Origin of the sequence: uncultured Pseudokineococcus sp., from assembly GCF_947495735.1 — a bacterium.
In the GTDB taxonomy this organism is placed as follows: Bacteria; Actinomycetota; Actinomycetes; order Actinomycetales; family Quadrisphaeraceae; genus Pseudokineococcus.
The window spans coordinates 140,965-166,589 of the sequence record NZ_CANMAA010000006.1 but is presented as its reverse complement, the minus strand read 5'-3'; the positions used below and the strand labels follow the sequence as shown (position 1 = coordinate 166,589).

The window sequence follows — 25,625 nt, the reverse complement described above, 5'->3', positions numbered from 1 at the left end:
GTCGGCGCGGGCGCCGGCGTCCGCCGCGGCGCGGGCGTCTGCCGCGGCACGGGCGTCCGCCGCGGCGCGGGCGTCCGGCCCGTCCTCCCCGACCGCGCTCACGCCGGCACCCACGCCAGGCCGGCGAAGCGGCCGCTGGCGGCGCCGTCGCGCCGGTAGGACCACAGGTCGGCGCGCTCGGCGGTGCAGCCGGGCAGCTGCTCGGCGCGCACTCCGGCCCCCACCAGCTGCTCGAGCACGAGGGCGGCGACGTCGAGCGCCGGCGCGCCGTCCCACGTGGTCGTCGCCATCACGGGGTCCTGGGCCGCGACCTGCGCGCGCAGCGCCGCCGGGACCTCGTAGCAGCGGCCGCAGATGCTCGGCCCGAGCACGGCGGAGACCTCGCGGGCGCCCAGCTCCCGCATGGCCTCCACGGCGCGCAGCGCCGTCCCGGCGATGGCGCCGCGCCGCCCGGCGTGCGCGACGCCGACGACGCCGGCGGCCGGGTCCGCGAGGAGCACCGGGACGCAGTCCGCCACGAGCACGGCCAGCACCACGCCGGGCGCGGCCGTCACCGCGGCGTCGACGGCGGGCACGTCCGGCGCGTCGTCCCCGGCGGCGTCCGCCGTGACGAGCGCGACGTCGGCGCCGTGCACCTGCTGGAGGTAGCGCACGCCCCGCGCCCCCCGCGTCGCGAGGTCCTCGGCCAGCGCGCGGCGGGAGGCGCGCACTGCCGCCTCGTCGTCCCCGACGTGCAGGGCGAGGTCGAGCCCGTCGTAGGGCCCCGGCACGGGCCCGGCCCCCGGGGGCCGCCAGGAGCCGCCCGCGCGGGAGGTGTGGGCGAGCGCAGCACCGCGCCCCGCCCGCCCCCCGGCGGGGGCGGGCAGGGCGCGGGACCAGGCGAGCACGCCCGCGGGAGCCGCCCCCGGTGTCTTGCGGGGCGCCGGGGCGGTCCCCCGCACGGGCACGGGCTCTGGCACGGGCTCTGGCACGGGCTCTGGCACGGGCTCTGCGGGCACGGGCTCGGGGCGGGCTGCGCTCAGCGCAGGAAGTCCGGGACGTCGAGGTCGTCGTCGGCCGCGCGCTGCCCGCGGCCCCACGCCGGCCCCTGGTCGAGGGGCTGCGGCGAGGGCCGCTCGTCGCGCTCCTCGGCCGCCTCCTCCTCGGGCTCCTGCTGGGCCTGCTGCTGGCCCGAGGAGTACCCCTGGCCCTGCTGCTGCCCCTGGCCCTGCTGCTGGGCGCTCGGCCACGGCGAGCTGGGGACGTCGTCGGCGGCGGGGGCCGGCTGCTGGCGGGGCGGGACGGCGGCGCGCGCCGGCTGCTGGCGGGCCGGGGCCGCCTGGACGGCGCCCCGCTCGTCGCGGCGGCGCGACGGCGTGCCGCCGTCGAAGCCCGCGGCGATGACCGTGACGCGGACCTCGTCGCCCAGGGCGTCGTCGATGACGGCGCCGAAGATGATGTTGGCCTCCGGGTGGGCGGCCTCCTGCACCAGCCGCGCGGCCTCGTTGATCTCGAAGAGGCCGAGGTCGGACCCGCCCTGGATGGAGAGCAGGACGCCGTGCGCCCCGTCGATGCTCGCCTCGAGCAGCGGCGAGGAGATGGCCGCCTCGGAGGCGAGCACCGCGCGGTCGTCGCCGCGCGCCGACCCGATGCCCATGAGGGCGCTGCCCGCGCCCTGCATGACGCTCTTGACGTCGGCGAAGTCGAGGTTGATCAGGCCCGGGGTGGTGATGAGGTCGGTGATGCCCTGGACGCCGGAGAGCAGCACCTGGTCCGCCGAGCGGAAGGCGTCGAGCATGCTCACCGCGCGGTCGCTGATCGACAGCAGCCGGTCGTTGGGGATGACGATGAGCGTGTCGACCTCCTCGCGGAGGCTCTCGATCCCGCTGTCGGCCTGGTTCGCGCGGCGGCGCCCCTCGAAGGTGAAGGGGCGGGTCACCACGCCGATCGTCAGGGCCCCGAGCTCGCGCGCGATGCGCGCCACCACGGGGGCCCCGCCGGTGCCGGTGCCGCCGCCCTCGCCGGCGGTGACGAAGACCATGTCGGCGCCGCGCAGGGCCTCCTCGATCTCCTCGGCGTGGTCCTCGGCGGCCTTGCGGCCGACCTCGGGGTCCGCGCCCGCGCCGAGGCCGCGCGTGAGCTCGCGGCCGACGTCCAGCTTCACGTCGGCGTCCGACATGAGCAGCGCCTGGGCGTCGGTGTTCACCGCGATGAACTCGACGCCCTTGAGGCCCACGTCGATCATCCGGTTCACGGCGTTGACCCCGCCGCCGCCGATGCCGACGACCTTGATGACGGCGAGGTAGTTCTGCGGTGATGCCACGAGGCGAGCCCTTCGCTGGAGTGTTCGTGCCGGTGCCGTGCGTCCCGAGACCTTCACCCTCAGGTAGAGGGTGATAGTTATGTCAGGTCCCTGCTGGGCTGAACGGTAGGACCCGTAGGACGGCGCTGTCGACCGCCGCGCCGGGAACACGCCGGGAACCGCCGACCCGGGGGTGTCCGGACCGGCGTCATCGCCGCGTGAGCGGGTCGCCCTCCGGGGCCGAGCAGCCCTCGTGCGTGGACGAGGGCTCCGCCGGCGCGGGGTGCACGTGGCGCACGGCGCCGGCGCACACCGACGTCTGGATCCGGCCGGGCGGGCACGCCTGCGGGTCGCCGGCGGGGGTGGCTGACGGGGACGCGGCTCGCGGACCGGGTCGCACGCGCATGCGTGTGCGTGCCGAGAGGGGCGACGACCCCCGTGCGGCGCGCCGACCTCCGGCACGGGCGGCGGCCCGGGTCCTGCGGGGCGGTGCCGCCGCGGGTCAGCCCGCGCGGGTGACGGGTGCCTCGGGGACGCTGACGTCGTAGACGGCGGCCGGGCGCTGCAGCAGCGCGGTGAGCACGTCCGCCTTCAGGGGCGTGCTCTCCGCCCCGCCCCACGCGACCCGGGCGCCCGAGCGCAGGTCCAGCATCACGTCGTCGCGGCTCGTGCCGCCGGCCGTGGCCACCTCGGCGCGCAGCGCGGGCGGCAGCTCGTCGAGCACCTGCGTCACCGCCTCCACCGTCGCGGGCCCCGCGGCGGCGAGGTCCACCTCGACCAGCGGGACGTCCACCGGTGCGTCGGGGGTGGTGAAGAGCGTGAGGCCGGTGCGGTCCACCACGCCGAAGCCCCCCTCGGGCGCGGCCACGGCGGCCACCGGCACCCGCTCGACGACGCGCGCCTCGAGCCTCGAGGGCCACGCGCGCGCCACGACGACGGAGTCCACGAGGGGGACGGCCTCGAGGCGCTCCTCCAGCGACCCCGTGTCCACGCGCGCCAGCGGGGTGCCGCGGGCGGGGTCGACCACGTCGGCGACGACCTGGCGGTCCAGGCGCTCGAGACCGACCACCCCGACCTCGCGCACCTCCAGCAGCGGCGACCAGAGGACGACGTAGGCGAGGCCCGCGACCACGAGGAGCGCGGCCAGGCCGGCGAGCACCGGCGCCAGGGCGCTGCGCCGACGACGGCGCGACCGCTCGGCGAAGCGCCGAGCCGTGTCCGGGGTGCTGCCCCCGGTCGCTCCCGCTCGCCGGGGGACGCGCAGGACGGCTGAGGGCGCCTGCCCGGAGGGTGCCGCGCTCGAGCGCGGCGAGGAGCGGCGCAGGTGCACGGCACCCGGCGCGGCCGGGCGGCCGGGGACGGCGGGCGAGGCCCCGGCCCGGAGCCGCGAGGGCGGACCACCCGGCGACGGCCGGACGCCGGAGGCCGACGCGCCGCCCGGCTGGTGCCCGCCGTCGTGCGCGACCGCCGGCGACGCGGGGTCCCCGCCCGCGCTGCGCCCGTCGCGGACCGGCGCCCCGTCGCCCCGGTCGCCGGGCGCGAGCAGGCCGGGCTCCGCCGCGTCCCGGCGCGGGGCGCCGGAGGTCCGGAGGTCGTCGTGGTCAGCGAGGTCCTCGTGGTCGGCCAGGTCCTCGTGGTCGGCTAGGTCCTCGTGGTCAGCGGGCTGCGGCGCCCGGGGCTCCGGCGGCGCGGGCCGCGAGCGCGGCGCGAGCGGTCGGCGGCTCACGCCGCCCCTGCCCCGCCGCGGACCTCGGTCTCTCCGCCGTCGTGCCCCGGCCCGCGGTCAGCGGACCCGCCGGCAGGGGACCCGCCACCAGGCGCCGTGCCGTCGGGGTCCCGTCGCTCGAGCTCGCCGAGGACCTCGCGGGCGACCATCGTCACGTCCCCGGCGCCGATGGTGAGCACGAGGTCCCCGGGCCGGGCGCGACGGACGGCCTCGCGGGCGACGTCGCCCCAGGACGGCACGTAGACCACCCGGTCGCCCGGCAGGGGCACGGCCCGCGCGACGAGGCCGCCCGTCACCCCGGGCACCGGGTCCTCCCGCGCCGCGTAGACGTCCATCACGACGACCTCGTCGGCCGCGCCGAGGGCGGTGCCGAACTCCGCCGCGAAGTCGAGGGTGCGGCTGTAGAGGTGGGGCTGGAAGACGGCGACGAGCCGCCCCTCCCCCGCCACCTGCCGGCCGGTGGCCACGGCGGCCGCGACCTTCGCGGGGTTGTGCGCGTAGTCGTCGTAGACGCGGACGCCGCCGGCGCGCCCCCGGTCCTCGAAGCGCCGCCGCGTGCCCGTGAACCGCTCCAGCCCGGCGACGGCGGTGCCCGGGTCGACGCCGAGCCGCGTGGCCGCCGTGTAGGCCGCCGCCGCGTCGAGCGCGTTGTGGACGCCCGGGACGGCCAGGTGCACGGCGCCCACCCGCCGGCCCGCGTCCACGAGGGAGAAGGAGATGCTCCCGCCGACGGGCGCGAGGTCCTCGAGGCGGACGTCCGCCCCGGCGGACAGGCCGTAGGTCACCACCCGGGGCCACGCGCCCGGCTCCCGCTCGCCCGCGCGGACCACGGCGTCGCCGAGGCGGGCGGCACCGGGGTCGTCGGCGCACACGACGAGCACCCCGCCCGGGCGCACCCGCCGCGCGAGGGCGCCGAACGCGCGCTCGACGGTGCGGGCGTCGCCGTAGTGGTCGAGGTGGTCGGGCTGCACGTTCGTCACGACGGTCAGCTCGGGGGCGTAGACGAGGAACGAGGCGTCCGACTCGTCGGCCTCGGCGACGAAGAGGTCGCCGGTGCCGTCGTGGGCGTTCGTGCCGGCGCCGGTCAGCTCCCCCCCGACGGCGAAGGAGGGGTCCAGCCCCGCGTGCTGCAGGGCCACGACGAGCATGGAGGTCGTCGTCGTCTTGCCGTTGGTCCCGGCCACGGCGACCGCGCGGCGGTCGGCCATGAGCGCCTGCAGGCCCTGCGAGCGGTGCAGCACGCGCAGGCCCTGCTCGCGGGCGGCCACGAGCTCGGGGTTGTCGGCCCGGATCGCCGAGCCGGCCACCACCGTGCCGGCCCCCTCCAGGCGCGCGGGGTCGAAGCCGGCGGCGACCCGCCCGCCGACGGCGCGCAGCGCGGCGAGCACGGGCACGTCCTTCGCGTCGCTGCCGCTCACCCGCAGCCCCCGGGCCAGCAGGACCCGGGCGATGCCGGACATGCCGACGCCGCCGACGCCCACGAGGTGGACCCCGCCGAGGTCGGCGGCGGCCGGCACGGGCTCGGTGACGTCGAAGGCGAGCGGCACGTCGCCGCCGAGGAGGTCCTCGACGCCGGGGGGGCCGTCCACCACGGGCGACCGGAGGCTCACGAGCCGACCGCCGCGGCGAGCACGAGGTCGGCGAGCCGCTCGTCGGCGTCCCGGACGGCGCTGGCCTGCGCGGCCGCCGCCATCGAGGCGAGCCGCGGCGGGTCGAGCAGGAGCGGGAGCAGCTCGTGCCGCAGCCACGCGGCGTCGAGGTCGGCGTCGGACACGAGCAGGGCCCCGCCGGCGGCGACGACCGGCTGGGCGTTGCGGCGCTGCTCGCCGTTGCCGACGGGCAGCGGGACGAACGCCGCCGGCAGCCCCACGGCGCTGACCTCGCAGACGGTGCCCGCGCCGGAGCGGCACAGGGCGGCGTCGGCCGCCGCGTAGGCGAGGTCCATCCGGTCGCTGTACTCCAGCACGCGGTGCACCGGTCCTCCCGACCCCTCTCCCCCGTCGGCCCGGGGGACGACCTTGCCGGCGCCGGTCAGGTGCAGCACCTGGACGCCCGCCGCGGCGACGTCCGACCAGGCCCCCGCGACGGCCTCGTTGAGCCGCTGGGCGCCCAGCGAGCCGCCGACGACGAGCAGGGTGGGACGGGCGGGGTCGAGCCCGAAGTGCTCGACCGCCTCCGCGCGCACCGCGGCCCGGTCGAGGTGCGCGAGCGCGGGCGACATGGGGAGCCCGACCCGCACGGCGCCGCGCAGCGGGGTGCCGGGGAAGGTCGTGGCGACGTGCCGGGTGAGTCGGGCGCCCAGGCGGTTGGCGATCCCGGGGCTCGCGTTCTGCTCGTGGACCACCACCGGCACGCCCCGCCGGCGGGCGGCCAGGTAGGCCGGGACCGCGACGTAGCCGCCCATCCCGACGACGACGTCGGCGCCGTGCGGCCCGCAGGCGGCGATGGCCCGGTCCGCGGCGACGACGGCGGCGCGCAGGCGCCCGGGCAGCGACAGCAGCGCGGGCGAGGGACGGCGGGGCAGCGGCACCCGCGGGACGATCGCGAGCTCGTAGCCGCGCGCGGGGACGAGGCGGGACTCCAGGCCGGCCTCGGTGCCCAGCGCGAGCAGGGAGGCGTCGGAGTGGCGCCGGCGCAGGGCGTCGGCCAGGGCCAGCATGGGGTTCACGTGGCCGGCCGTCCCGCCCCCGGCGAGCAGCACCGACGGCGGGCGCCCCCGGGCGCCGTCCGCGCGCGGGGGTGCCGCCGGCTCGGCGGCCGGGCCGCCCGCGAGACCCTCCGGAGCGGTCACCGGGCGCCCCGCGCGTCGCCGCGGCGGCGGGCCCCGCGCCGGGCCAGCGGCGACGCCGCGACCACGAGCGAGCGGCGGACCACCCCGGCCCGCGTCGCGAGCAGCGCGGGGGCGCCGGGCTCGCTGCGCGCGAAGGAGAGCACGACGCCGAGGGCCAGCAGCGTCGCCACGAGCGCGGACCCTCCGGCGCTGACGAGGGGCAGCGGCACGCCGATCACCGGCACGAGGCCGAGGACCACCCCCATGTTGACCAGCGCCTGGCCCACCACCCAGGCCATGACGCCGGCGGTCACGATCTTGGCGAACGGGTCCTCGTGCCGCCGGATGACGCGCATGCAGCCGACGGCGAGGGCGCCGAACAGGACGAGCACCAGCAGGGTGCCGAGCAGGCCGAGCTCCTCGCCGATGATCGAGAAGATGAAGTCGTTGTGCGCCTCGGGCAGGTAGGACCACTTCTCCCGGCTCGAGCCGAGCCCGAGCCCGGTGATCCCCCCGCCGGCGAGGGCCATGAGGCCGTGCGCCGACTGGTAGCAGCCGCCCTGCGGGTCGCAGTCGCCCGAGAGGAAGTCCCCGATCCGGCTCATGCGGTTCTGGCTCGTCACGACGAGCACGGCGGCGACCGCGACCAGCCCCGCGGCCGGCCAGAGCAGGATCTTCAGCGGCACCCCGGCGACCCACAGGGCGGCCGCGATGACGAGCATGACGACCATCCCGGTGCCGAGGTCACGGCCGAGCAGGACCAGGCCGAGGAGGCCGCCGGCCACCGGGACGACGGGGACGACGACGTGCCTCCAGTCGCGCAGCAGCGGCGCCTTGCGGACCAGCACGGCGGCGCACCAGACGGCGAGCGCCAGCTTGACGAACTCGGCCGGCTGGACGTTGAGCGGGCCGAAGGAGACCCAGTTGCGGTTGCCGCCGGACCCGTAGCCCAGCGGCGTGTAGACGAGGAGCTGCAGCACCGCGGCCAGCGCGACGGCCGGCCACGCGACCCTCTTCCACACCCGCACCGGCACGTGGGAGGCCGCGTACGCCATGGGCAGGCCGAACGCGGCGAAGAGCAGCTGCCGCGTGAACTGGGCGAAGGGCGACAGGCCCGCCTGGAGCGACTCGACGCTGGAGCTGGACAGGACCATGACCAGGCCGAGCACGACGAGGACGCCCGTCGTCACGGCGAGCAGGTAGAAGCTCGTGGCCGGGGTGTCGGCGCGCGCGACCCACGCGGACACCGCCTCGCCGGCGCGCCCGAGCGCGCCGCGGACGCCGCCGCGCGGCGCCGTCGTCGGGTGCGCGCCGGCGCCGCGCGCCTCCTGGCGCGGGACCCGGCCCGGGGCCGCGGCGGACGTGCGGGGCGCGGGGGTGCGGGTGGCCACGGCTCAGCGCCCCCCGCCCGCGGCGCCGGCGATCCGGCCGCGGACCGCGGCGGCGAAGGCGTCGCCGCGCGCGCCGTAGTCGGTGAACTGGTCCATGGAGGCGCTGGCGGGCGCCAGCAGGACGACGTCGCCGGGCCGGGCGAGCTCGCCCGCCAGCGCGACGGCGCGCTCCATCACCGCGCGCCCCGTGAGGGGCGCGCCACCGGCCGCTGCGAGGTCTGCCACGGCCGCAGTCTCGGGCTCCTCGACCTCGACGACGGGGACCTCGGGGGCGTGTCGCCGCAGCGCCCCGCGCAGCGGCTCGCGGTCGACGCCGACCAGCACCACCGCGCGCAGGCGGGCGGCGTGCCGTGCGACGAGCTCGTCGAAGACGGCGCCCTTCGGCAGCCCTCCGGCGACCCACACCACGGGGTCGTACGCCGTCAGGGAGGCCGACGCCGCGTGGGGGTTGGTGGCCTTGGAGTCGTCCACCCAACGCACGCCGCCGGCCTCGCCGACGAGGGCGATGCGGTGCGCGTCCGGGCGGTACCCGCGCAGCGCGGCGCGCACCGCGGCCGGCTCCACCCCGTGGGAGCGGGCCAGCGCCGCGGCCGCGAGCGCGTCCTCCACGACGTGCGGGGCCGGACCGGTGCCCCCCGAGGCGCCGAGGAGGTCCTCGAGCGTGCCGAGCTCGGCCGCCGAGTCCGCCCGCCCCTCCACGAAGGCCCGGTCGGCCAGGACGTCCTCGACGACGCCGAGCATGCCGATCGCCGGGACGCCCAGGGTGACGCCGATCGCGCGGGCGCCCTGGACCACGTCGGCCTCGCGCACGAGCGCCTCCGTGGCCGGGTCCGCGACGCTGTAGACGCACGCGCGCTCGACGCCCTCGTAGATGCGGCCCTTGGCGCCCGCGTACGCGTCCATGCCGCCGTGCCAGTCCAGGTGGTCCGGCGCCAGGTTGAGCACGGCCGCCGACTGCGCCGCGATCGAGGAGGACCAGTGCAGCTGGTAGCTGGAGAGCTCCACGGCGAGGACGTCGTAGGGCACCGGGTCCACGACGGCGTGCAGCACCGGGACGCCCACGTTGCCGACGGCGGCGGTCCGCAGCCCCGCGGCCGAGAGCATCGCCGCGAGCATCCGCGTCGTCGTCGTCTTGCCGTTGGTGCCCGTGATCGCCAGCCAGGGCGCGCGGCCGGTGGCCGGCTGCAGGCGCCAGGCCAGCTCGACGTCGCCCCACACGGGGACGCCGGCCGCGGCGGCCGCCGCCAGCAGGGGGGCGGTGGGCCGCCACCCGGGCGAGGTGACGACGAGGTCCGCCGCCGCGCCGTCGACCTGCGGGAGGTCGCCGCCCAGAGCGGCTGCCGCGTCGGCCCCGAGCGCGGCGCGGACGTCCATGACGTCCAGGACGCGCGCCTTCTCCCGCTCGTCGTCGCCGTCGCGCGCGTCGACGACGAGCACGCGCGCCCCGCGCTGGGCGAGGGCGTCGGCCGCGGCGAAGCCCGAGGTGCCGAGGCCCGCGACGACGACCCGCAGCCCGGCCCACTCCGAGCCGGCGTCGACGAGGGCGGCCGTGCGCGGGGTCTCGAGCTGGGCGCCCGCTCGCTCCGGCGAGCTCACAGGCCCGTCCCCACGACCCACTCGGCGTAGAAGATGCCGAGCCCCAGGGCCGCGAAGAGCACCGCGACGATCCAGAAGCGGATGACGATGGTCACCTCGGCCCAGCCGGCGAGCTCGAAGTGGTGCTGCAGGGGCGCCATGCGGAAGACCCGTCTGCCGGTGAGCTTGAAGGAGCCGACCTGGATGACCACGGACAGCGTGATGATGACGAAGAGGCCGCCCAGCAGGACCAGCAGCAGCTCCGTGCGCGACAGGATCGCGAGACCGGCCAGCGCGCCGCCGAGCGCGAGGGAGCCGGTGTCGCCCATGAAGATCTTGGCGGGCGAGGCGTTCCACCACAGGAAGCCGAAGCAGGCCCCCATGAGCGCGGCGGCGACGACGGCGAGGTCGCGGGGGTCGCGCACCTCGTAGCAGTTCGGCCCCGCCGCGGCCACGACCTGGCAGCTCTGGTTGGACTGCCAGACCCCGATGAGCAGGTAGGACCCGGCGACGGCGGTGGTGGCGCCGGTCGCCAGGCCGTCGAGCCCGTCGGTGAGGTTCACCCCGTTGCTCGCGCCCGCGACCATGAGCAGCGCCCAGAGGACGAACAGCACCGTGCCGACGAGCGCACCCGCGAAGGCGAGGTCGATCCCGGTGTCGCGGATGAAGCTGATGCTCGTCGAGGCCGGCGTGCGGAAGCGCTCGTTGGGGAACTGGAGCGCGAGGACGGCGAAGACCACCGCCACCGCGATCTGCCCGAGCAGCTTGGGCAGGCTCCGCAGGCCCAGGCTGCGCTGCTTGGAGATCTTGATGTAGTCGTCCAGGAAGCCCACGACCCCCAGACCGGTCATGAGCAGCAGCACGAGCAGCCCCGACGCCGTCGGCGCGTCGAGCGTCACCAGGTGCGCCACGAGGTAGGCGAGCACCGTCGCGGCGACGATGACGACGCCGCCCATGGTGGGGGTGCCGCGCTTGGTCTTGTGCGAGGTGGGGCCGTCGTCGCGGATGAACTGGCCGTAGCCCTGGCGCACGAGCCACCGGATGAAGACGGGCGTGCCGAGCAGGGAGAGCACCAGGGCGAGCGCCGCGGCGACGAGGACGGTCAGCACGGGGCGGCCCCCTCCCCCGCCGTCGTCGCGGAGGGGCTCGCCGCCGTGGGCGGCGCGTCGGCCACCAGCTGCTCGCCGAGGGCGCGGAGGCCGGCCGCGTTCGAGGACTTCACGAGGACGACGTCGCCCGGTCGCAGCTCCTCGCGCAGGAGCGCGAGCGCCTCGCCCGCGTCGGCGACGTGGACCGCCTCGTCGCCCCAGGAGCCCTCGTGCTGGGCGCCGGAGTGCACGGCGCGGGCGCCCGGCCCGACGGCGACGAGGTGGGAGACGTTCAGTCGCACCGCGAGGCGCCCGACCAGTTCGTGCTCGGTCGTGCTCGCGTCGCCGAGCTCGAGCATCTCGCCCAGCACGGCCCAGGTGCGGCGCTCGCGGCCGTCCGGCCCGCGCCGCAGCGACACCAGGGCCTTCAGCGCCGCGCGCACCGACTCGGGGTTGGCGTTGTAGGCGTCGTTGACGACGGTGACGCCGTCGGAGCGCTCCACGACCTCCATCCGGAAGCGGCTGGCCGCGGCCGTGGTGGACAGCACCGACGCCACCCGGTCCAGCGCGAGGCCCAGGTGCAGGGCCACCGCGGCGGCGGCCACGGCGTTGGCGACGTGGTGCTCGCCCACCAGGCGCAGCGCCACGCGGGCCTCGCGCGGCTCGGCGCCCTCGGGCGCCCCGAGGCGGGAGCGCAGGCGGAAGACCGCACGGCCGCCGGCGTCGAGGTCGACGTCCTGCGCCCAGACCGCGGCGCCCTCGCCGGAGCCGCTCGCGCGGACGGGGAGGACGGCGCCGCGCGTGCGGCCGGCCATGCGGGCCACCCGCTCGTCGTCGACGTCCAGGACCACGGCCCCGCCCTCGCCGACGGCCTCGGGCAGCTCGCCCTTGGCGCGCTCCACGGCGTCGACCGACCCGAACTCCCCGACGTGCGCGGAGCCGACGTTGAGGACGACGGCGACGTCCGGCGGCGCGACCCGGCACAGGGCCGCGATGTGGCCGACGCCGCGCGCGCCCATCTCCAGCACCAGGTGACGGGTGCGCTCGTCGGCCGACAGCACCGTCAGGGGCAGTCCGACCTCGCCGTTGTAGGACCTCGGCGTCGCGGTCGTGGGGCCGAGCTCGGCGAGCAGCGCGGCCAGCAGGTCCTTCGTCGTGGTCTTCCCGGCGCTGCCGGTGACGCCGACGACGACCGCCCCGCGGTCCTTCAGCGCGGCCACGGCCCGGTGCGCGAGGGCCTCGAAGGCGACCTGCACGTCGGGGACGACCACCTGGGGGCCGAGCAGGGCCCCGTCGGCGCCGGCGACGGGACGCGCGACGAGGCTGGCGGCGGCGCCCGCCGCGTGCGCGGCCGCCACGAAGTCGTGGCCGTCCGCCTGCTCGCCGGCGCGGGCCACGAACAGGCCGCCGGGGACCACCTCGCGCGAGTCGGTGGCCGCGGGTCCGGTGACCTCGGGCAGGGCGGCGCCCTCGTCGTCGGGGGCGTGCAGCACCCCCCCGACGACCTCGGCCAGGCGCTGCGGGGACAGGGGGATCATGCGCTCTCGCTCTCGTCCGGGGCGGCCTGGACCGCAGCGGCCCGCGCCGCGGCGGCCAGGGCCGCGCGGACCTCGTCCCGGTCGTCGAAGGGGTGGACCACGCCGGCGACCTCCTGGCCGCGCTCGTGGCCCTTGCCGGCCACCAGCACCGTGCCGCCGGGGCCCGCGGCGTCGAGCGCGGCGCGGATGGCGCTCGCCCGGTCGGCGACCTCGAGCACCTGCGGCGCCGCCCGCCCGGACGACTCCGGCCCCGGCGCGGTGGCGCCAGCGAGGACGGCGGCCCGGACGGCCGCGGGGTCCTCCGAGCGCGGGTTGTCGTCGGTGACGACGACGACGTCGGCGTGCCGGGCCGCGGCGGCGCCCATGGGCCCGCGCTTGCTGCGGTCGCGGTCGCCGCCCGCGCCCAGCACGACGACGAGGCGGCCGGTGGTGCTGGGGCGCACGGCGGCCAGCGCCGCCGCGACCGCGTCGGGCGTGTGCGCGTAGTCCACGAGGACGCGGGGCGGGCCCTCACCGGGGGCGCGCCCGTCCGGCGCGCCGCCGTCCGGCGCGCCGGGGGGAGCCACGACCTCCAGCCGCCCGGGCACCGCCCCCGCGCGGGCGAGCCCCGCGGCGACGTCCTCGGCGCTCGTCCCGCCCTCGAGCAGGGGGGCCGCCTCGAGGAGCACGACCGCCGCGAGCGCCGTGTTGGCGACGTTGAAGGCGCCGGGCAGCGGGGCGCGCAGGTCGAGGCGACGCCCGTCCGGGCCGACGAGCACGAAGCGGGTGCCGGTCCCCTCGACCACGAGGTCGCGCGCCGTCCAGTCCGCGTCCTGCCCGGGCGCCGTGGCCACCGTCACCACGGGCACCGAGGCCGTGGCCGCCAGCCGCCGGCCCCAGGCGTCGTCGACGACGACGACGCCCCGCCGCGCGCGCTGCGGCGTGAAGAGGGACGCCTTGGCCGCGAAGTAGTCCTCGAGGTCGTCGTGGAAGTCGAGGTGGTCCTGGGACAGGTTGGTGAAGGCGGCGACGTCGACCACCGCGCCGTCCACGCGGTGCAGGACCAGCGCGTGGCTGGACACCTCGAGGGCCGCGACCTCCACGCCGGCCCGCGCCATGCGCGCCAGCAGGGCGTGCAGGTCCGGCGCCTCGGGCGTCGTGCGCGTGCTCGCGACGACCTCCCCCGCGACGCGCGTCTCGACCGTGCCGACCAGGCCGGTCGTGCGGCCCAGCGCCGACAGGGCGCCCTCGAGGAGGTAGGCCGTGGTCGTCTTGCCGTTGGTGCCGGTGATGCCGAGCAGCACCGGGCCACGGCCGCCGGCGGGCCCGCTCCCCGCGTGCACCCCGGTGCCGTGCACGCGCGCGGCCAGGTCGCCGAGGACGGCGCGGGGGTCCTCGACCACGACGACGGGCACCCCCGGCGCGCCCGCGCGCTCGGCGCCGCGGGGGTCGGTGAGCACGCACGAGGCCCCGGCGGCGACCGCGGCGGCGGTGAAGTCCGCCCCGTGGGCGCGCGCCCCCGGGAGGGCGGCGTAGAGGTCGCCCGGGCGCACGGCGCGCGAGTCCAGCACGGCGCCGCGCACGACGACGCCCGCGGCGTCCCCGGTGACCCGGGCACCGGGCAGGACCGCGACGAGGTCGTCCAGGGCCACCGCGGGACCCTGCGCACCCCGGCCCGTCACCGTCGTCCCCGAGCCACCGGGACCGGAGGCACCAGGACCCGAGCCACCAGGCCCGGAGCCGCCGCCGGGACCGGGGTCGGTCGGGCCCGGGTCGGTCGGGTCGGGGTCGATCCCGTCGGGGTCCGTCGGAGCCGGGTCGGTCGGAGCGGGGCCGGTCGGGTGGGGCACGCGGCGAGGCTACCGGCGCGGGACGGCGTCCCCGGTGCTGCCGCGGGGCGCGACGCCGGGCTCCCTGGGGCGCGGCTCACCAGGTCTGGGGGTACAGGCGGGCGGGCTCGGACGAGGGCATCGCGCTGCGCGCGGTGAGCGCGTAGCTCATGACGTCCTTGAAGACCGGTGCGGCCACCTGGCCGCCGTAGAACCCGTTCGTGGGCCGCTGCACGATCACCGCGACGACCACCTCGGGGTCGTCCGCGGGCGCGTAGCCGATGAAGGAGCCCGTGTAGCCGGTGTACCCGCCGCGGTCGTCCGGCGCCTCCGCCGTGCCCGTCTTGCCGGCCACGCGGTAGCCCGGGATCGCGGCGTTGTCCCCGGTGCCGTCGGCGACGACGCCCTCGAGCATCGTCGAGACCTGCTGAGCGGTCTCGCGGCTCACGACGCGCACGCCGGCGGGGTCCTTCGCGGGGTGCTCGGCGCCGTCGGGGTCGACGGTCCCGGTCACCAGCCGCGGCGGGATGCGCACCCCGTCGTTCGCGATGGTGGCGTACACCTCCGCGGCCTGGAGGGCGTTGACCGAGACCCCCTGGCCGAAGAGCACCGTGTACTGCTGGCGGGAGTCCCAGTCGTCGGCCGCCGCGAGGATGCCCGCCGTCTCGCCGGGGAGCTCGATGCCCGTCCGCTCCCCGAAGCCGAAGCGCCGCATGTAGTCGTGCCGCTGGTCGCGGGTGAGCCTCTCCCCGACCCGCACCGTGCCCGTGTTGGACGACTCGCCGAGGATCCCCGCGAAGGTCAGCCTCTCGAGGTCGTGCTGGTGGGAGTCGCGGAAGCTCTGCCCGTTGGAGGCCTCCCAGGTGTAGGGGACCTCGAACTGCTCGAGCGGCTCGACGACGCCCTCCTCGAGCGCCGCCGCGGCCGTGATGACCTTGCTCGTCGAGCCCGGCTCGAAGACGTCCGAGACGGCCCGGCTGCCCAGGGCCGACGGGTCGGCCGAGGCGAAGTCCTCGGGAGCGACGGTCGGCGACTCGGCCAGGGCCAGCACGTGCCCCGTGCCCACCTCGAGCGCGACGACGCTGACCCACTCGGCGTCGGCCTCCTCGCGCATGGCGTCGGCGCGCTGCTGCGCCGTCCACTGCAGGTCGCGCTCGATGGTCAGCTGGACCTGCGAGCCCGGGACGGGCTCGACGCGCTGGCTCTCGCCCATGGGGATGGCCTGGCCCATGCGGCCGCGCTCGACCCGCTGCATGCCGTCGGTCCCGGCCAGGTCGTCCTCCATGACGGCCTCGACGCCGGCCAGGCCGCTCCCGCCGTCGCCGCCGACGTAGCCCAGCACGTTGCCGGCCAGGTCCCCGCCCGGGTAGGCGCGGGTCCACCGCGCCTCGGAGGTGATGCCGGGGACGCCGAGGTCGGCCACCCGGGCCCACAGCTCCGGCGTGATGCCCTTCGTGACGACGCTCCAGCGCGTGCCCTCGCGCGTGAGCGCGGCGCGCACGTCGTCCTCGTCGACGTCCAGCAGGTCGGACAGGTCCTCGACCGCGCCGTCGACGCCGGCCACGCCCTCCTCGCCGTCGCGCCGGTACTCGCCGACGATGAACGGGTCGGCGATGACGTCGCGCCGCTCGACGCTCGTGGCGAGCACCTGGCCGCCGGCGTCGACGATGTCGCCGCGCTGGGCCAGCAGCGGCTGCTCCAGGCCCATGCGGTCGACGAGCGCCTGCTCGGCGACGGCGTCCGCGTCCACGGCCTGCACCTGCACCAGGCGCCCGGCGAAGACGACCAGGACGGCGAGCACGAGGGCGAGCATCAGCCGCGCGCGCCGCTCGGGGCGCACCAGCGGCCGCGCCGAGGCGCGCGGCGCGCCGGCGGGCCGGCGGACGGGGCGGGTCGCGTGCGGGTCGGTCATCGGGGCGCGCTCTCCTCGCCGGTCTCGTCGTCCGCGGTGCGGTCGTCAGAGGTCTCGTCGGTGCCCGCCGCCTCGGCGGCCGTCGCCGCCCCCTCCGCGGGGGCCGGCTCGTCGGCGGCGACGTCGTCGGGGTCCACGGGGGCGACGGCGGCCGCGTCCTGCGCGGCCTCGGGCGCCTCGGGCGCGACCTCCGGCGCTCCGATCACCTCGCCGTCGGGCAGGTGCACGAACGCGGCCGTGCCGGCCGGCACCATCCCGAGCGCGGCCGCGCGGCGCCCGAGCTCGTCCGGGGCCTGGGTGCGCTCCAGCTGCTCGGTCAGCGCCTGGCGCCGCTCCCCGGCGTCCTGCTGCTGCGCCTGGACCTCGTGCAGCTCGTAGGCGCCGTGGGACAGCGAGATGTTGAGGAGGAGGACGGCCAGCAGGGAGAGCAGCAGCACCGCGCCGCAGAGCACCCCGAAGGGCAGCCGCCGGCGCGAGGAGGCGGGCGGGGCGACGAGGCGCACCCGCGGCGCGGCGGCCTCGCGCGCCGGCGCGGCCGCCCGCGCCGACGGCGCCGGGCGGGAGGCCGGTCGGCTGCTCGCCGAGCGGGCGAGCGCGGCGCCGGGCCGGGCCGTCCGGCCGCGGGGCGGCCCGATGGGACGTGCGGGGGCGGCGGAGGCGGCCCGGACGGCGCGCGCGGCGCTGGTGGCGCTCATGCGGCGCTCCTTCGGAGGCTGCCCCCGCGCAGCCGCTCGGCGGCGCGCAGCCGCACGGAGGCGGCACGGGGGTTGCGGGTGGTCTCGGGCTCGGGCGCCGTCTCGGCGCCGCGGGTGAGCAGGCGCAGCAGCGGCGCGTGCTCGGGCAGCTCGACCGGCAGGTCGGGCGGGGAGGTGCTCGCCGCACCGGCGGCCAGCACCTGCTTGGTGATGCGGTCCTCGAGCGACTGGAAGGACATGACGGCGACCCGGCCGCCGACCGCGAGCGCGTCCACGGCGGCCGGCAGCGCGCGCCGCAGCGCGCCCAGCTCGTCGTTGACCTCCACGCGCAGCGCCTGGAACGTGCGCTTGGCGGGGTTGCCCCCGGTGCGCCGGGTCGCGGCGGGCACCGCGTCGCGCACCAGGTCGGCCAGCTCGCGCGTCGTGCGCAGGGGCGCGCCGGCTCGGGCGGCGACGACCCGCTCGACGATGCGGCTCGCGAAGCGCTCCTCGCCGTACTCGCGCAGGACGCGCACGAGGTCGCGCGGGGCGTAGGTGGCCAGGACCTCGGCGGCGGTCACGCCGGACGTCGGGTCCATCCGCATGTCCAGCGGGGCGTCGCGGGCGTAGGAGAAGCCCCGCTCCACCTCGTCGAGCTGCAGCGAGGAGACGCCCAGGTCGAACAGCACCCCGGAGACCTCCCGCACGCCCAGGTCGGCGAGCGCGTCGGGCAGGCCGTCGAAGACCGTGCGGACCAGGTGCACCCGGTCCCCGAAGGGGGCGAGGCGCTCGGCGGCCAGGGCCAGGGCCTGGGGATCTCGGTCCAGCCCGACGAGGACGGCCTCGGGGCACCGGCGGAGCAGCGCCTCGGCGTGGCCGCCCAGGCCGAGGGTCGCGTCGACGACGACGGCGCCCGGCGCGGTGAGCGCGGGCGCGAGGAGGTCCACGCAGCGCTCGAGGAGGACGGAGACGTGGCGCTCGGCGCCCGCGGGCCCGGAGAGGCCCTGGTCGCCGGAGAGGTCCTGGTCGGACGGGGCCGGCTCGGGCGCCGTCGGGAGGGGCTGCTCGGAGCGGAGCGGCTCGTGCGGGGCGGGCGCGGGGACGAACGCGTCGGGCGTCTCGCCCATGCCTGCCCCCTCCCTGGTCCGCCGCGTCCCGCCGCCGGGACTGGTCCCCATCCGCTCCGGCCGGTCCCGGTGCCTGGCGCCGGGGAAGTGCGCCAGGACCCGGGGCGGCAGGAGCGGCTGGAGGCCGGACCGGGCGCCGGGTGGTGCTCGTGTGACTGACGTGACTGATGTGACGCGCTGTGGCGCTCGTCACACCGTGCTGCTGATCGTGCAGGCCCGAGGCCTGTCGCCCGGGGAGGCGCGCGGCGCGGCGCCCCGGACGAGGGACGGACCCGGAGCCGCACCACCCGACGAGGTGGCGACGGAGCCGGACCGGCTCAGAAGAGGCCGGGCACGACCTCCTCGGCGGTGCTGGCGAAGGACTCCTCCTGCTCGGCCAGGTAGGCCTCCCAAGCGGTGGCGTCCCACACCTCGATGCGGGTGCCGGCCCCGATCACGACGACGTCGCGGTCGAGGCCCGCGTAGGTGCGCAGGGGCTGCGGCACGGTGATGCGCCCCTGCCGGTCCGGGACCTGGTCGAACGCCCCCGCGAGGAGGACGCGCGCGTAGTCCCGAGCCTGCTTGCTCGTCACGGGCGCCTGGCGGAGCTGCTCGTGCAGCTCCTCGAACGCCCGCTCCGGGAACACGTAGAGGCAGCGCTCCTGCCCCTTCGTGACCACCAGACCGTCCGCCAGCTGGTCCCGGAACTTCGCGGGGAGGATCAGCCGGCCCTTGTCGTCGAGGCGGGGCGAGTGCGTGCCGAGGAACACCGGCCGCTCCTCCCCTGCAGGGCTCCGGCCGCCCTCCCCCTCGCTCGGGAGAGCTGCCGACGCCCATCCGCTCCGACGTTCTCCACCGTACTCCACTTCGCCCCACCGTCAACGCCGCCAGAGCCCCCTCTCCGCACCCTGCGGCCCCCCCGGAGCGACATCTGCGCAGGTCAGAGAGCCGCAGCGGCTGGTGCAGGCCGGTGGGGCGTGGTGGAGGGCCTGGGAGCCCGGGTGGGTGGGGGCAGCGCCTGCCGAGGCGTCCGTGGGCGGATCCGGAGCCCTCGCGCCGCTCCCTGGTGCCCCGCAGCGCCCTCGTGGCCCCGGAGCCGCCCGCCCGGGAGGGCCGGTGGGGGGAAGTGGGGGCCGGGGCGCGGCGGGGCGGGCGGAGCAGGTGGGGGACGTGGGGCCGGGAGCGGTGGGGGGACGGTGGGGCCGGGGGCGGTGGGGGGACGTGGGGCCGGGAGCGGTGGAGGGACGTGGGGGCGGAGCTCGACGGCCGAGGTGGGCGGGGACCGCGACGCCCCTGCGGGCGGGCGGGGCGGGACGGGTGCACCAGTCCGGGGAGGGCGCTGGGAGCCCTCGTCGCGGGCAGCGCGCTCACGTACCGTGCTCCGGTGACGTCGACGACCGCGCCGCCGACGGCCGGGGGGGCCACCGAGGACGCCGGTCGTGTCCCCCTCCCCCCTCCCTCGCCGGAGGAGGTGGAGGGCGCCCGGCGCACCGCGACCGCTGTCGTGGACCAGGTGCGGGCGGTCGTGCGCGGCAAGGACGAGGTCGTGCGCACGGCGGTGACGACGCTCGTCGCCGGCGGCCACCTCCTGCTGGAGGACGTGCCGGGCGTCGGGAAGACCGTGCTCGCGAGCGCCCTGGCGCGGGCCGTCGACCTCTCGGTGCGCCGGATCCAGTTCACCCCGGACCTGCTGCCGAGCGACGTCACCGGCGTGAGCATCTGGGACCCGGGCGAGCGCCGCTTCACCTTCACCCCCGGCGCGGTGTTCGCGGGCCTCGTGGTCGCCGACGAGATCAACCGGGCCTCGCCGAAGACCCAGTCGGCGCTGCTGGAGTGCATGGCCGAGGGGCACGTCACCGTCGACGGGACGACCCACGCCCTGCCGAGCCCCTTCTTCGTCGTCGCCACGCAGAACCCGGCGGACATGGAGGGCACCTACCCCCTGCCCGAGGCGCAGCGGGACCGCTTCAGCGTGCGCCTGTCCGTCGGCTACCCCGCGCCGGAGGAGGAGGTGGCGCTGCTCCTCGCCCGGGGCGGAGGCGCCGGCGGGGACCCGCTCGACGCGGTGCGCGCCGTCGCGAGCGCCGAGGACGTGCGGCGGCTGGTGCACCTGTCCGCCCGCGTCCACGCCTCCCCCGAGCTCGTGCGCTACGTCGTCGACCTGGTGGGCGCGACCCGCCGGCACCCGTCGGTCGTCCTGGGCGCCTCGCCCCGCGCGGCCCTGCACCTGCTCCGGACGGCGCGGGCGCGGGCGCTGCTGGCCGGTCGGCCCCACGTGCTCCCCGACGACGTCCAGGCCCTGTGCGCCCCCGTCCTCGCCCACCGGCTCGTCACGGCCGACCGGGGCGACCTGCTGGCCGACGAGCGCGCCGCCCGCGCCGCGCTGTCGGACGTCGTCGCGAGGACGCCGGTCCGGGGCGGGTGAGGACGACGCGGACGACGCGGCGCGACCCGGCCCCGACCACCCGGCGGGGCGCGGCGGGGGCGGGCGACGAGCGCGGCCGGCGCGGCGCCCGCCTCGGGGCGGCGTGGGCGGCGGGGCCCGGCTCCCTGACCGCCCGCGGGGCCGCCCTCCTCGGAGCGGGCGCGCTGGCCGGCGGGCTCGGCGTCGCCCTGGGCCACCGCGACCTCGTCCGCCTCGGGGTCCTGCTGCTCGCGCTGCCGCTCGCCGCCTGGGCGCTCGCGCGGTCCGCACCCCCCGCGCTCGTGGTCGAGCGCACGGTGTCCCCGGGCGTGGTCCCGGTCGGGGGCTCGGCGTCCGTGCGGCTGGACCTGCACGGGCGCGGGCGCGGCGGTCGGGTCCTGCTCGCCGAGGACGTCGTCCCGCCGGCCCTGCGGGCCGGCCCGCGCTTCGTGGTGGAGCGCCTGCCCGCCGGCACGTCGGCCTCGGTGCGCTACGCCCTCGGCGGCGCGCAGCGCGGTCGCCACCCCGTCGGCCCGCTGCGGCTCGTGGCGCAGGACCCCCTCGGCCTCGTGGCGCTCACCCGCTCCACGCGCGCCGTCGACCCGCTGCTCGTCGTCCCCGCCCTGCAGCCGCTGCCGGGCCTGCGCGTGCGCGGGGTCGACGCCGGCGCCTCCTCCACGGACCCGGGGGCGGGCGAGGACGACGTGGTGCCCCGCGAGTACGTCGCCGGCGACGACCGCCGGCGCGTCCACTGGCGCACGAGCGCCCGCCGGGGCCAGCTCATGGTCCGCCGCGACGAGCGCCCGCGCCGGGCGGGCGCCGCGGTGCTGCTGGACCGCGGCGCCGGGGGCGTCGCGGGCGCCGCCGACGACCCGGGCCGCCGGGCCTTCGAGCGCGCGGTCACGGCAGCGGCCTCCGTCGCCGAGCGGCTGGCCCGCGACGGGCTCGCCGTCCGCCTCCTGCTCGGGGCCCCGGGGGACGCCGTGCGCGCGGACGCCCGGGGGCGCGCGACGCGCCTGGAGCGCCTGGCGCTCGTCGAGCCGGAGACGCCGACGGCTCCCGGCGGCTCGGCGCCGCGCGCTGCCGCGCCGACCTCGGGCGCCGACGCGGACGGCGCGCTGGGCGCCGCCCTCGGGGCGCTGCGCGGCTCCCGCGAGGACGTCCTGGTCGCCGTCTGCCGGCCCGAGGCCGCCGGGGCGCTCGACGGCGCGGCGGCCCGCCACCGCGTGGCGCTGGTGGTGGCGCGGGGGGACGGCGGACCGCACGACGCCGCGGCCGCCGAGGCCGTCCGCGCCCTGCACCGGACGGGGTGGGGCGCCGCCGCGCTCGGCCCGGACGACGACCTGGCCGACGCCTGGCTCGCCGCGCAGCGGCCCGGGCGCCCGGGGCAGGGCGCCGGGGGCCGGGCCCTCGAGACGGTCCCCGAGACGGCCGCCGAGACGGCCGCCGCGGCGGCCGCTGCGGGGCCGGCCCCGGACGGGCGAGTCCCGTGAGCGCCGGCGACCCCCGCCCGGGAGGGAGGGAGGGCGTGCCCCCGGGCGCGCCGTCCGCGCTCGCGGGCGTCTGCGTCCTCGCGGCCGCCGGCGCCCTCCTGCCCCTCGTCGAGGGCCCCGGCTGGTTCGTCGACGCCGTCGTCGTCGTGGCGGTCGTCGGCCTCGTGGGGCTCGTGCTCGACGCGCTGACGTCCTCGCCCGTCCTGCGCGCCGGCGCGCAGGCGCTGGCCGCCCTCATGGTGCTCACCGCCCTCTACACCCCCGGCAGCGCCGTCCTCGGCCTCCTCCCGGGGCCGAGCGCCCTGGGCTCCCTGCGGCTGCTCCTCGAGGAGGGCCGCGAGGTCATCCGGACGTCCCTGCCGCCCGTCGCCGACCCGCCGGGCCTGCGGCTCGTCGTCGTGGCCGGCACCGCGGTCGTCGCGGTGGCCGTCGACGTGCTGGCGGTGCGGCTCGGGCGCGTGACCGCGGCCGGGCTCCCGCTGCTCGCGCTCGTCGGCGCCGCCGCCGCGCTGCAGCGCGGCGGGCTCCCGGCCCTGGCCTTCGTCGTCGCCGTGGTGCCCTTCCTGCTCCTCCTGCGGGCCGAGAGCCGCTGGCGCGAGAGCCGCTGGGGGCGCACGGCCACGCGCTGGACCCGCGGCGGCGGGGTCGTGGACGCCCCGCGCGCTCCCGTGGCCGCCGTCGCGGTCACCGCGGCCGTGGCGCTGGGGGCCGCGCTGGTGGTGCCCGTGCTCGGGCCGTGGCGCAGCACCGGGCTCCTGTCCCTGCAGGGGTGGGGCGGCGGCAGCGCGGGCGCGGGGGCGGGCGGGGCGCGCGTCAACCCGCTGCTCAGCCTCGCGGAGGACCTGGACGAGCGCTCCGACGCGACCGCCCTCACCTACCGGCTCGAGGACGGCGGCGCGGCGACCGAGCCGCTGCGCCTGGTCACCGTCGACGTCTTCGACGGCGACACGTGGCGCCCGCGCGAGGACGGCGACGCACCCGAGCCCCTGGCCGGCGGCGAGCTGCCGGCGCCCCCGGGCCTGGACGTCGAGGCCGCCGTCGCGGCGGGGGCAGCTGTCCCCCAGTCGCTGGCCTTCTCGGTGGCGACGCTGCGCCAGGAGTACCTGCCCGCGCCGTACCCGTCGACCTCGGTCGCGCTCGACCCCGACGACGGCGACTGGGGCGTGCGCCCCGACACCCTCGACCTCGTGGCCGAGGGGTCCACGACGACGCAGGAGGGCCAGGAGTACGCGGTGCAGTCGCTGCGGCTGGTGCCCGAGGCCGCCGACCTCGTCGACTCCGGCGCACCGCCCCCGTCGGTGCGGGCCACCTGGACCGACCTCCCCGAGGACCTGCCGCCGGAGATCGGGGAGCTGGCCGCCGAGGTGGCCGGCGAGGGCGAGCCCCTGCAGCGGGCGGCGCGGCTGCAGGCCTTCTTCCGCGACGACGGCGGCTTCACCTACAGCGAGGAGGCCCCCGGCGGGACGGGCGCCGGCTCGGTCGCCGCCTTCCTCGAGCGCCGGTCCGGCTACTGCGTGCACTACGCCTCCGCCATGGCGCTGATGGCCCGCTCGCTGGGCCTGCCCGCCCGGGTCTCGGTGGGCTTCCTGCCGGGCACCCGGCAGGAGGACGGCAGCTACCGGGTGAGCCTCAGCGACGCGCACTCCTGGCCCGAGGTCTACATCGGCGGCAGCGGCTGGGTCCGCTTCGAGCCGACGCCCGGGATCCGCACCGGCGAGGCGCCGCGCTGGACGGGCGTGGCCGCCGCCGACGCGGCGGTGGCGGCGCAGGAGGCCCCGGAGGCGCCGGCGCCCGCACCGGCACCCGCGCCCGAGCCGCCCGCGGCCGGGGCGGCGCCCGAGGCCGGGGCGGCGCCCGAGGCCGGCGAGGCGGCGCCGGGCTCGGCCCCCGCGGACCGGGAGGAGGGCTCGGCGGTGCCGGCGCTCGTGGGTGCGGCGGCGCTCGTGCTGCTGCTCGTGGCCCTGCTCCCCGCCGCGGTGGCCGGGCTCCGGCGTCGCGCCCGCTGGCGGGCGTGCCGCCGCGCCGCCGGCGCCGGGGCGTCGGCCGCGGTGGCCGAGCGCGCCCAGGACGACCTCCGCCGGGGGCTGGCGGACCTCGGCGTCCCCGTGGACCCCGCCGCCACCCCCCGGGCCGAGGAGGGGCGCCTGCGAGTGCTCGTGGGTCTGGAGGGCGTCGCTGCACCGACCGCCGAGGGAGGCGAGCCCCTGCTGGTCGCCTCCGGGGCGGCGGCGCAGCGGGCGTCCACGACGGACGCTCCCGGCGCGAGCGCCGGGAGCCGTCCGTCCGGCTCCTCCCCGGCGCCGGCCCCCGCTGCCCTCGCCGCGGAGGCGGCTCGGGACGACCTCGGACTGCACCTGCGGCGGCGGCGCGAAGCCGTGGAGGCGGCGCGCTACGCCCCGCCCCCGCCTCACCCTCAGGTCGAGGTGGAGCCGAGCCCGGAGGTCCGCCGCGCGGTCGAGGAGCAGGTTCGGCAGGCGCGCGAGGACGTCGACGCCGTGCTCGCCGCGGTAGCTGCTCGCGCCTCCGGCGCCCGCCGGTGGCGGGCTCGCTGGCTGCCGCTCGCGCACCTGCGCCGCTGACGACCGACCCTCACGATGGCGCTCGTCGCCGCCGGCGCTCGGGCCGAGGGCACCGGGGCGGGCGGGCGCTGGGCACGGAGGTCGGGCGCGCTGGGCACCAGGGAGGCCGGGCTCGGAGACGCATCTGCGGACCGGAGCTCGGGCAGGCAGGCCTGGGGCGTTGTCCTGGGCACGCAGTCCTGGCGCCATAGACCCGGGCGCGCAGTCCTGGCGTCATGGACCTGGGCACGCAGTCCTGGCGTCGTGGACCTGGGGCGCAGTCCTGGCGTCGCGGGCATGGGGGCGCAGTCCTGCCGTTGCGGGCATGGGGGCGCAGTCCTGGCGTCGGAAACCTGGTGCGCGCGACGGGTGGTGGTCGGTGGACCAGCCACGAGGCCCGTCGACCGCGGCCCGCCCCGCGCTCACTCCCACGTGGGACCAGGCCACCGCCCGCCCGCGCCCTCGCACGTCACCTCAGTGGCGGACGGGCGGCGGGACGGGTGACGTCGTCCTCGCCCGCGCGGAGCTCACCACCGCGCGCCGGCCTGGCGCGCGGCCGTCCACGACCGGCCGGACGAGGAGCGCCCCCGGCGGTAGCCGGGGGCGCTTCTCGTGAGGGGGCGCTGCTGGCGCGGAGAGGGGCGTCGCGGCCCGTCGCCGGGATCGCTCAGCGACCGCCGCCCTCGTCGCGCCGCTTCTGCCACCGCTCCTCCATGCGCTCCATGAAGGAGCCGGAGGAGGGCCCGCGGCTCCCGCGGGCGGCCTTGCTGGGGCGTCGGACGGGGTGGCTCCCGTCACCCCGGACGACGCCCGTGGGACCCGACGCCGCAGGGCGGCGCGGGCTCGACACGGCGTACGCAGCACCCGCCAGCATGAGGACGAAGGCGACGGCGCCCACGACCACCTGCTGGGTGGCGACCCCCACGACCAGGAGGAGGAGACCGAGGACGATCCCCCCGCCCCCGAGGAGCAGCCTGGCGGCGGACCCGCTGCGGCGAGCGGTCCCGTTCATGGCCGAGGCGAACTTCGGGTCGTCGTTGAGGAGCTGCTGCTCCATCTGCGAGAGCAGGCGCTGCTCGTGCTCGGACAGCGGCACAGGACCTCCCCGGTGATGACGGTGACCCCCGCGACAGCGGTGCACCCGGGTCAAGGGTATGTCGCGCCGGTCGCCGGGGAAAGCCGGGTCTACCACGTCCCCCGTGAGGATCAGCACACCGCGGCCCGGCGAGTCTCGCGGCGGTGCGGACGCGCCGCGGAGCCGCCGCCGACGTGCTGGAGGGGCGGCTGGCGGGGCGGTCCGG

At 78.7% G+C, this 25,625-nt stretch carries 18 protein-coding genes; 3 read left to right on the top strand and 15 right to left on the bottom strand.

The window, feature by feature from the left end; genetic code table 11:
- Positions 1-98 precede the first annotated feature (98 nt).
- The 14 genes from Q0848_RS10640 to mraZ form a co-directional block, all read right to left on the bottom strand.
- Positions 99-959, bottom strand: coding sequence for a polyphenol oxidase family protein (locus Q0848_RS10640; RefSeq protein WP_299037329.1), 861 nt, complete (start codon positions 957-959; stop codon positions 99-101).
- A gap of 59 nt (positions 960-1,018) precedes the next feature.
- On the bottom strand, positions 1,019-2,302 hold the full coding sequence (gene ftsZ, locus Q0848_RS10635) for a cell division protein FtsZ (RefSeq protein ID WP_299037327.1): 1,284 nt from the start codon (positions 2,300-2,302) through the stop codon (positions 1,019-1,021).
- A 481-nt stretch (positions 2,303-2,783) separates the two neighbouring features.
- Positions 2,784-4,007: a cell division protein FtsQ/DivIB gene (locus Q0848_RS10630; RefSeq protein WP_299037325.1), complete on the bottom strand. Its 1,224-nt coding sequence runs from the start codon at positions 4,005-4,007 to the stop codon at positions 2,784-2,786.
- Entirely contained in the window at positions 4,004-5,599 is a 1,596-nt protein-coding gene (gene murC, locus Q0848_RS10625; protein ID WP_299037323.1) for a UDP-N-acetylmuramate--L-alanine ligase, read from the bottom strand. Before murC ends, Q0848_RS10630 begins: the two co-directional genes overlap by 4 nt.
- A gap of 14 nt (positions 5,600-5,613) precedes the next feature.
- On the bottom strand, positions 5,614-6,666 hold the full coding sequence (locus tag Q0848_RS10620) for a UDP-N-acetylglucosamine--N-acetylmuramyl-(pentapeptide) pyrophosphoryl-undecaprenol N-acetylglucosamine transferase (protein ID WP_366146541.1): 1,053 nt from the start codon (positions 6,664-6,666) through the stop codon (positions 5,614-5,616).
- 128 nt (positions 6,667-6,794) lie between these two features.
- A complete protein-coding gene (gene ftsW / locus Q0848_RS10615) occupies positions 6,795-8,168 on the bottom strand; it encodes a putative lipid II flippase FtsW (protein WP_299037319.1) in 1,374 nt (457 codons plus the stop codon).
- A 3-nt stretch (positions 8,169-8,171) separates the two neighbouring features.
- Complete coding sequence (gene murD, locus Q0848_RS10610; protein ID WP_366146540.1) at positions 8,172-9,680, bottom strand: UDP-N-acetylmuramoyl-L-alanine--D-glutamate ligase; 1,509 nt, start codon at positions 9,678-9,680, stop codon at positions 8,172-8,174.
- An 80-nt stretch (positions 9,681-9,760) separates the two neighbouring features.
- Complete coding sequence (gene mraY, locus Q0848_RS10605; RefSeq protein ID WP_299037315.1) at positions 9,761-10,852, bottom strand: phospho-N-acetylmuramoyl-pentapeptide-transferase; 1,092 nt, start codon at positions 10,850-10,852, stop codon at positions 9,761-9,763.
- The gene (gene murF, locus Q0848_RS10600; protein ID WP_299037313.1) at positions 10,846-12,369 is read right to left on the bottom strand and encodes a UDP-N-acetylmuramoyl-tripeptide--D-alanyl-D-alanine ligase; all 1,524 of its coding nucleotides are present in this window, start codon (positions 12,367-12,369) and stop codon (positions 10,846-10,848) included. Before murF ends, mraY begins: the two co-directional genes overlap by 7 nt.
- Positions 12,366-13,973: a UDP-N-acetylmuramoyl-L-alanyl-D-glutamate--2,6-diaminopimelate ligase gene (locus Q0848_RS10595; RefSeq protein WP_366146539.1), complete on the bottom strand. Its 1,608-nt coding sequence runs from the start codon at positions 13,971-13,973 to the stop codon at positions 12,366-12,368. The genes murF and Q0848_RS10595 overlap by 4 nt, the downstream gene beginning before the upstream one ends.
- A gap of 301 nt (positions 13,974-14,274) precedes the next feature.
- Positions 14,275-16,089, bottom strand: coding sequence for a penicillin-binding protein 2 (locus tag Q0848_RS10590; RefSeq protein ID WP_299037309.1), 1,815 nt, complete (start codon positions 16,087-16,089; stop codon positions 14,275-14,277).
- A complete protein-coding gene (locus Q0848_RS10585) occupies positions 16,086-16,784 on the bottom strand; it encodes a hypothetical protein (RefSeq protein WP_299037307.1) in 699 nt (232 codons plus the stop codon). The genes Q0848_RS10590 and Q0848_RS10585 overlap by 4 nt, the downstream gene beginning before the upstream one ends.
- Positions 16,781-17,890 (bottom strand): 16S rRNA (cytosine(1402)-N(4))-methyltransferase RsmH, encoded by a 1,110-nt coding sequence (gene rsmH / locus Q0848_RS10580; RefSeq protein WP_299037305.1) that lies wholly within the window; start codon positions 17,888-17,890, stop codon positions 16,781-16,783. The genes Q0848_RS10585 and rsmH overlap by 4 nt, the downstream gene beginning before the upstream one ends.
- A 317-nt stretch (positions 17,891-18,207) precedes the next feature.
- Positions 18,208-18,639: a division/cell wall cluster transcriptional repressor MraZ gene (mraZ, locus tag Q0848_RS10575; protein WP_299037303.1), complete on the bottom strand. Its 432-nt coding sequence runs from the start codon at positions 18,637-18,639 to the stop codon at positions 18,208-18,210.
- A 701-nt stretch (positions 18,640-19,340) separates the two neighbouring features.
- Here mraZ and Q0848_RS10570 point away from each other — a divergent pair.
- The 3 genes from Q0848_RS10570 to Q0848_RS10560 are packed head-to-tail and all read left to right on the top strand — an operon-like array spanning position 19,341 to position 24,345.
- Positions 19,341-20,294, top strand: coding sequence for an AAA family ATPase (locus tag Q0848_RS10570; protein WP_366146538.1), 954 nt, complete (start codon positions 19,341-19,343; stop codon positions 20,292-20,294).
- The gene (locus Q0848_RS10565; RefSeq protein WP_299037301.1) at positions 20,291-21,766 is read left to right on the top strand and encodes a DUF58 domain-containing protein; all 1,476 of its coding nucleotides are present in this window, start codon (positions 20,291-20,293) and stop codon (positions 21,764-21,766) included. Before Q0848_RS10570 ends, Q0848_RS10565 begins: the two co-directional genes overlap by 4 nt.
- A gap of 35 nt (positions 21,767-21,801) precedes the next feature.
- Positions 21,802-24,345 (top strand): transglutaminase domain-containing protein, encoded by a 2,544-nt coding sequence (locus Q0848_RS10560; RefSeq protein WP_299037299.1) that lies wholly within the window; start codon positions 21,802-21,804, stop codon positions 24,343-24,345.
- A gap of 646 nt (positions 24,346-24,991) precedes the next feature.
- On the opposite strand, the gene Q0848_RS10555 is transcribed toward Q0848_RS10560, so the two are convergent.
- On the bottom strand, positions 24,992-25,420 hold the full coding sequence (locus Q0848_RS10555) for a DUF3040 domain-containing protein (RefSeq protein WP_299037297.1): 429 nt from the start codon (positions 25,418-25,420) through the stop codon (positions 24,992-24,994).
- Between the last annotated feature and the right edge of the window lie 205 nt (positions 25,421-25,625).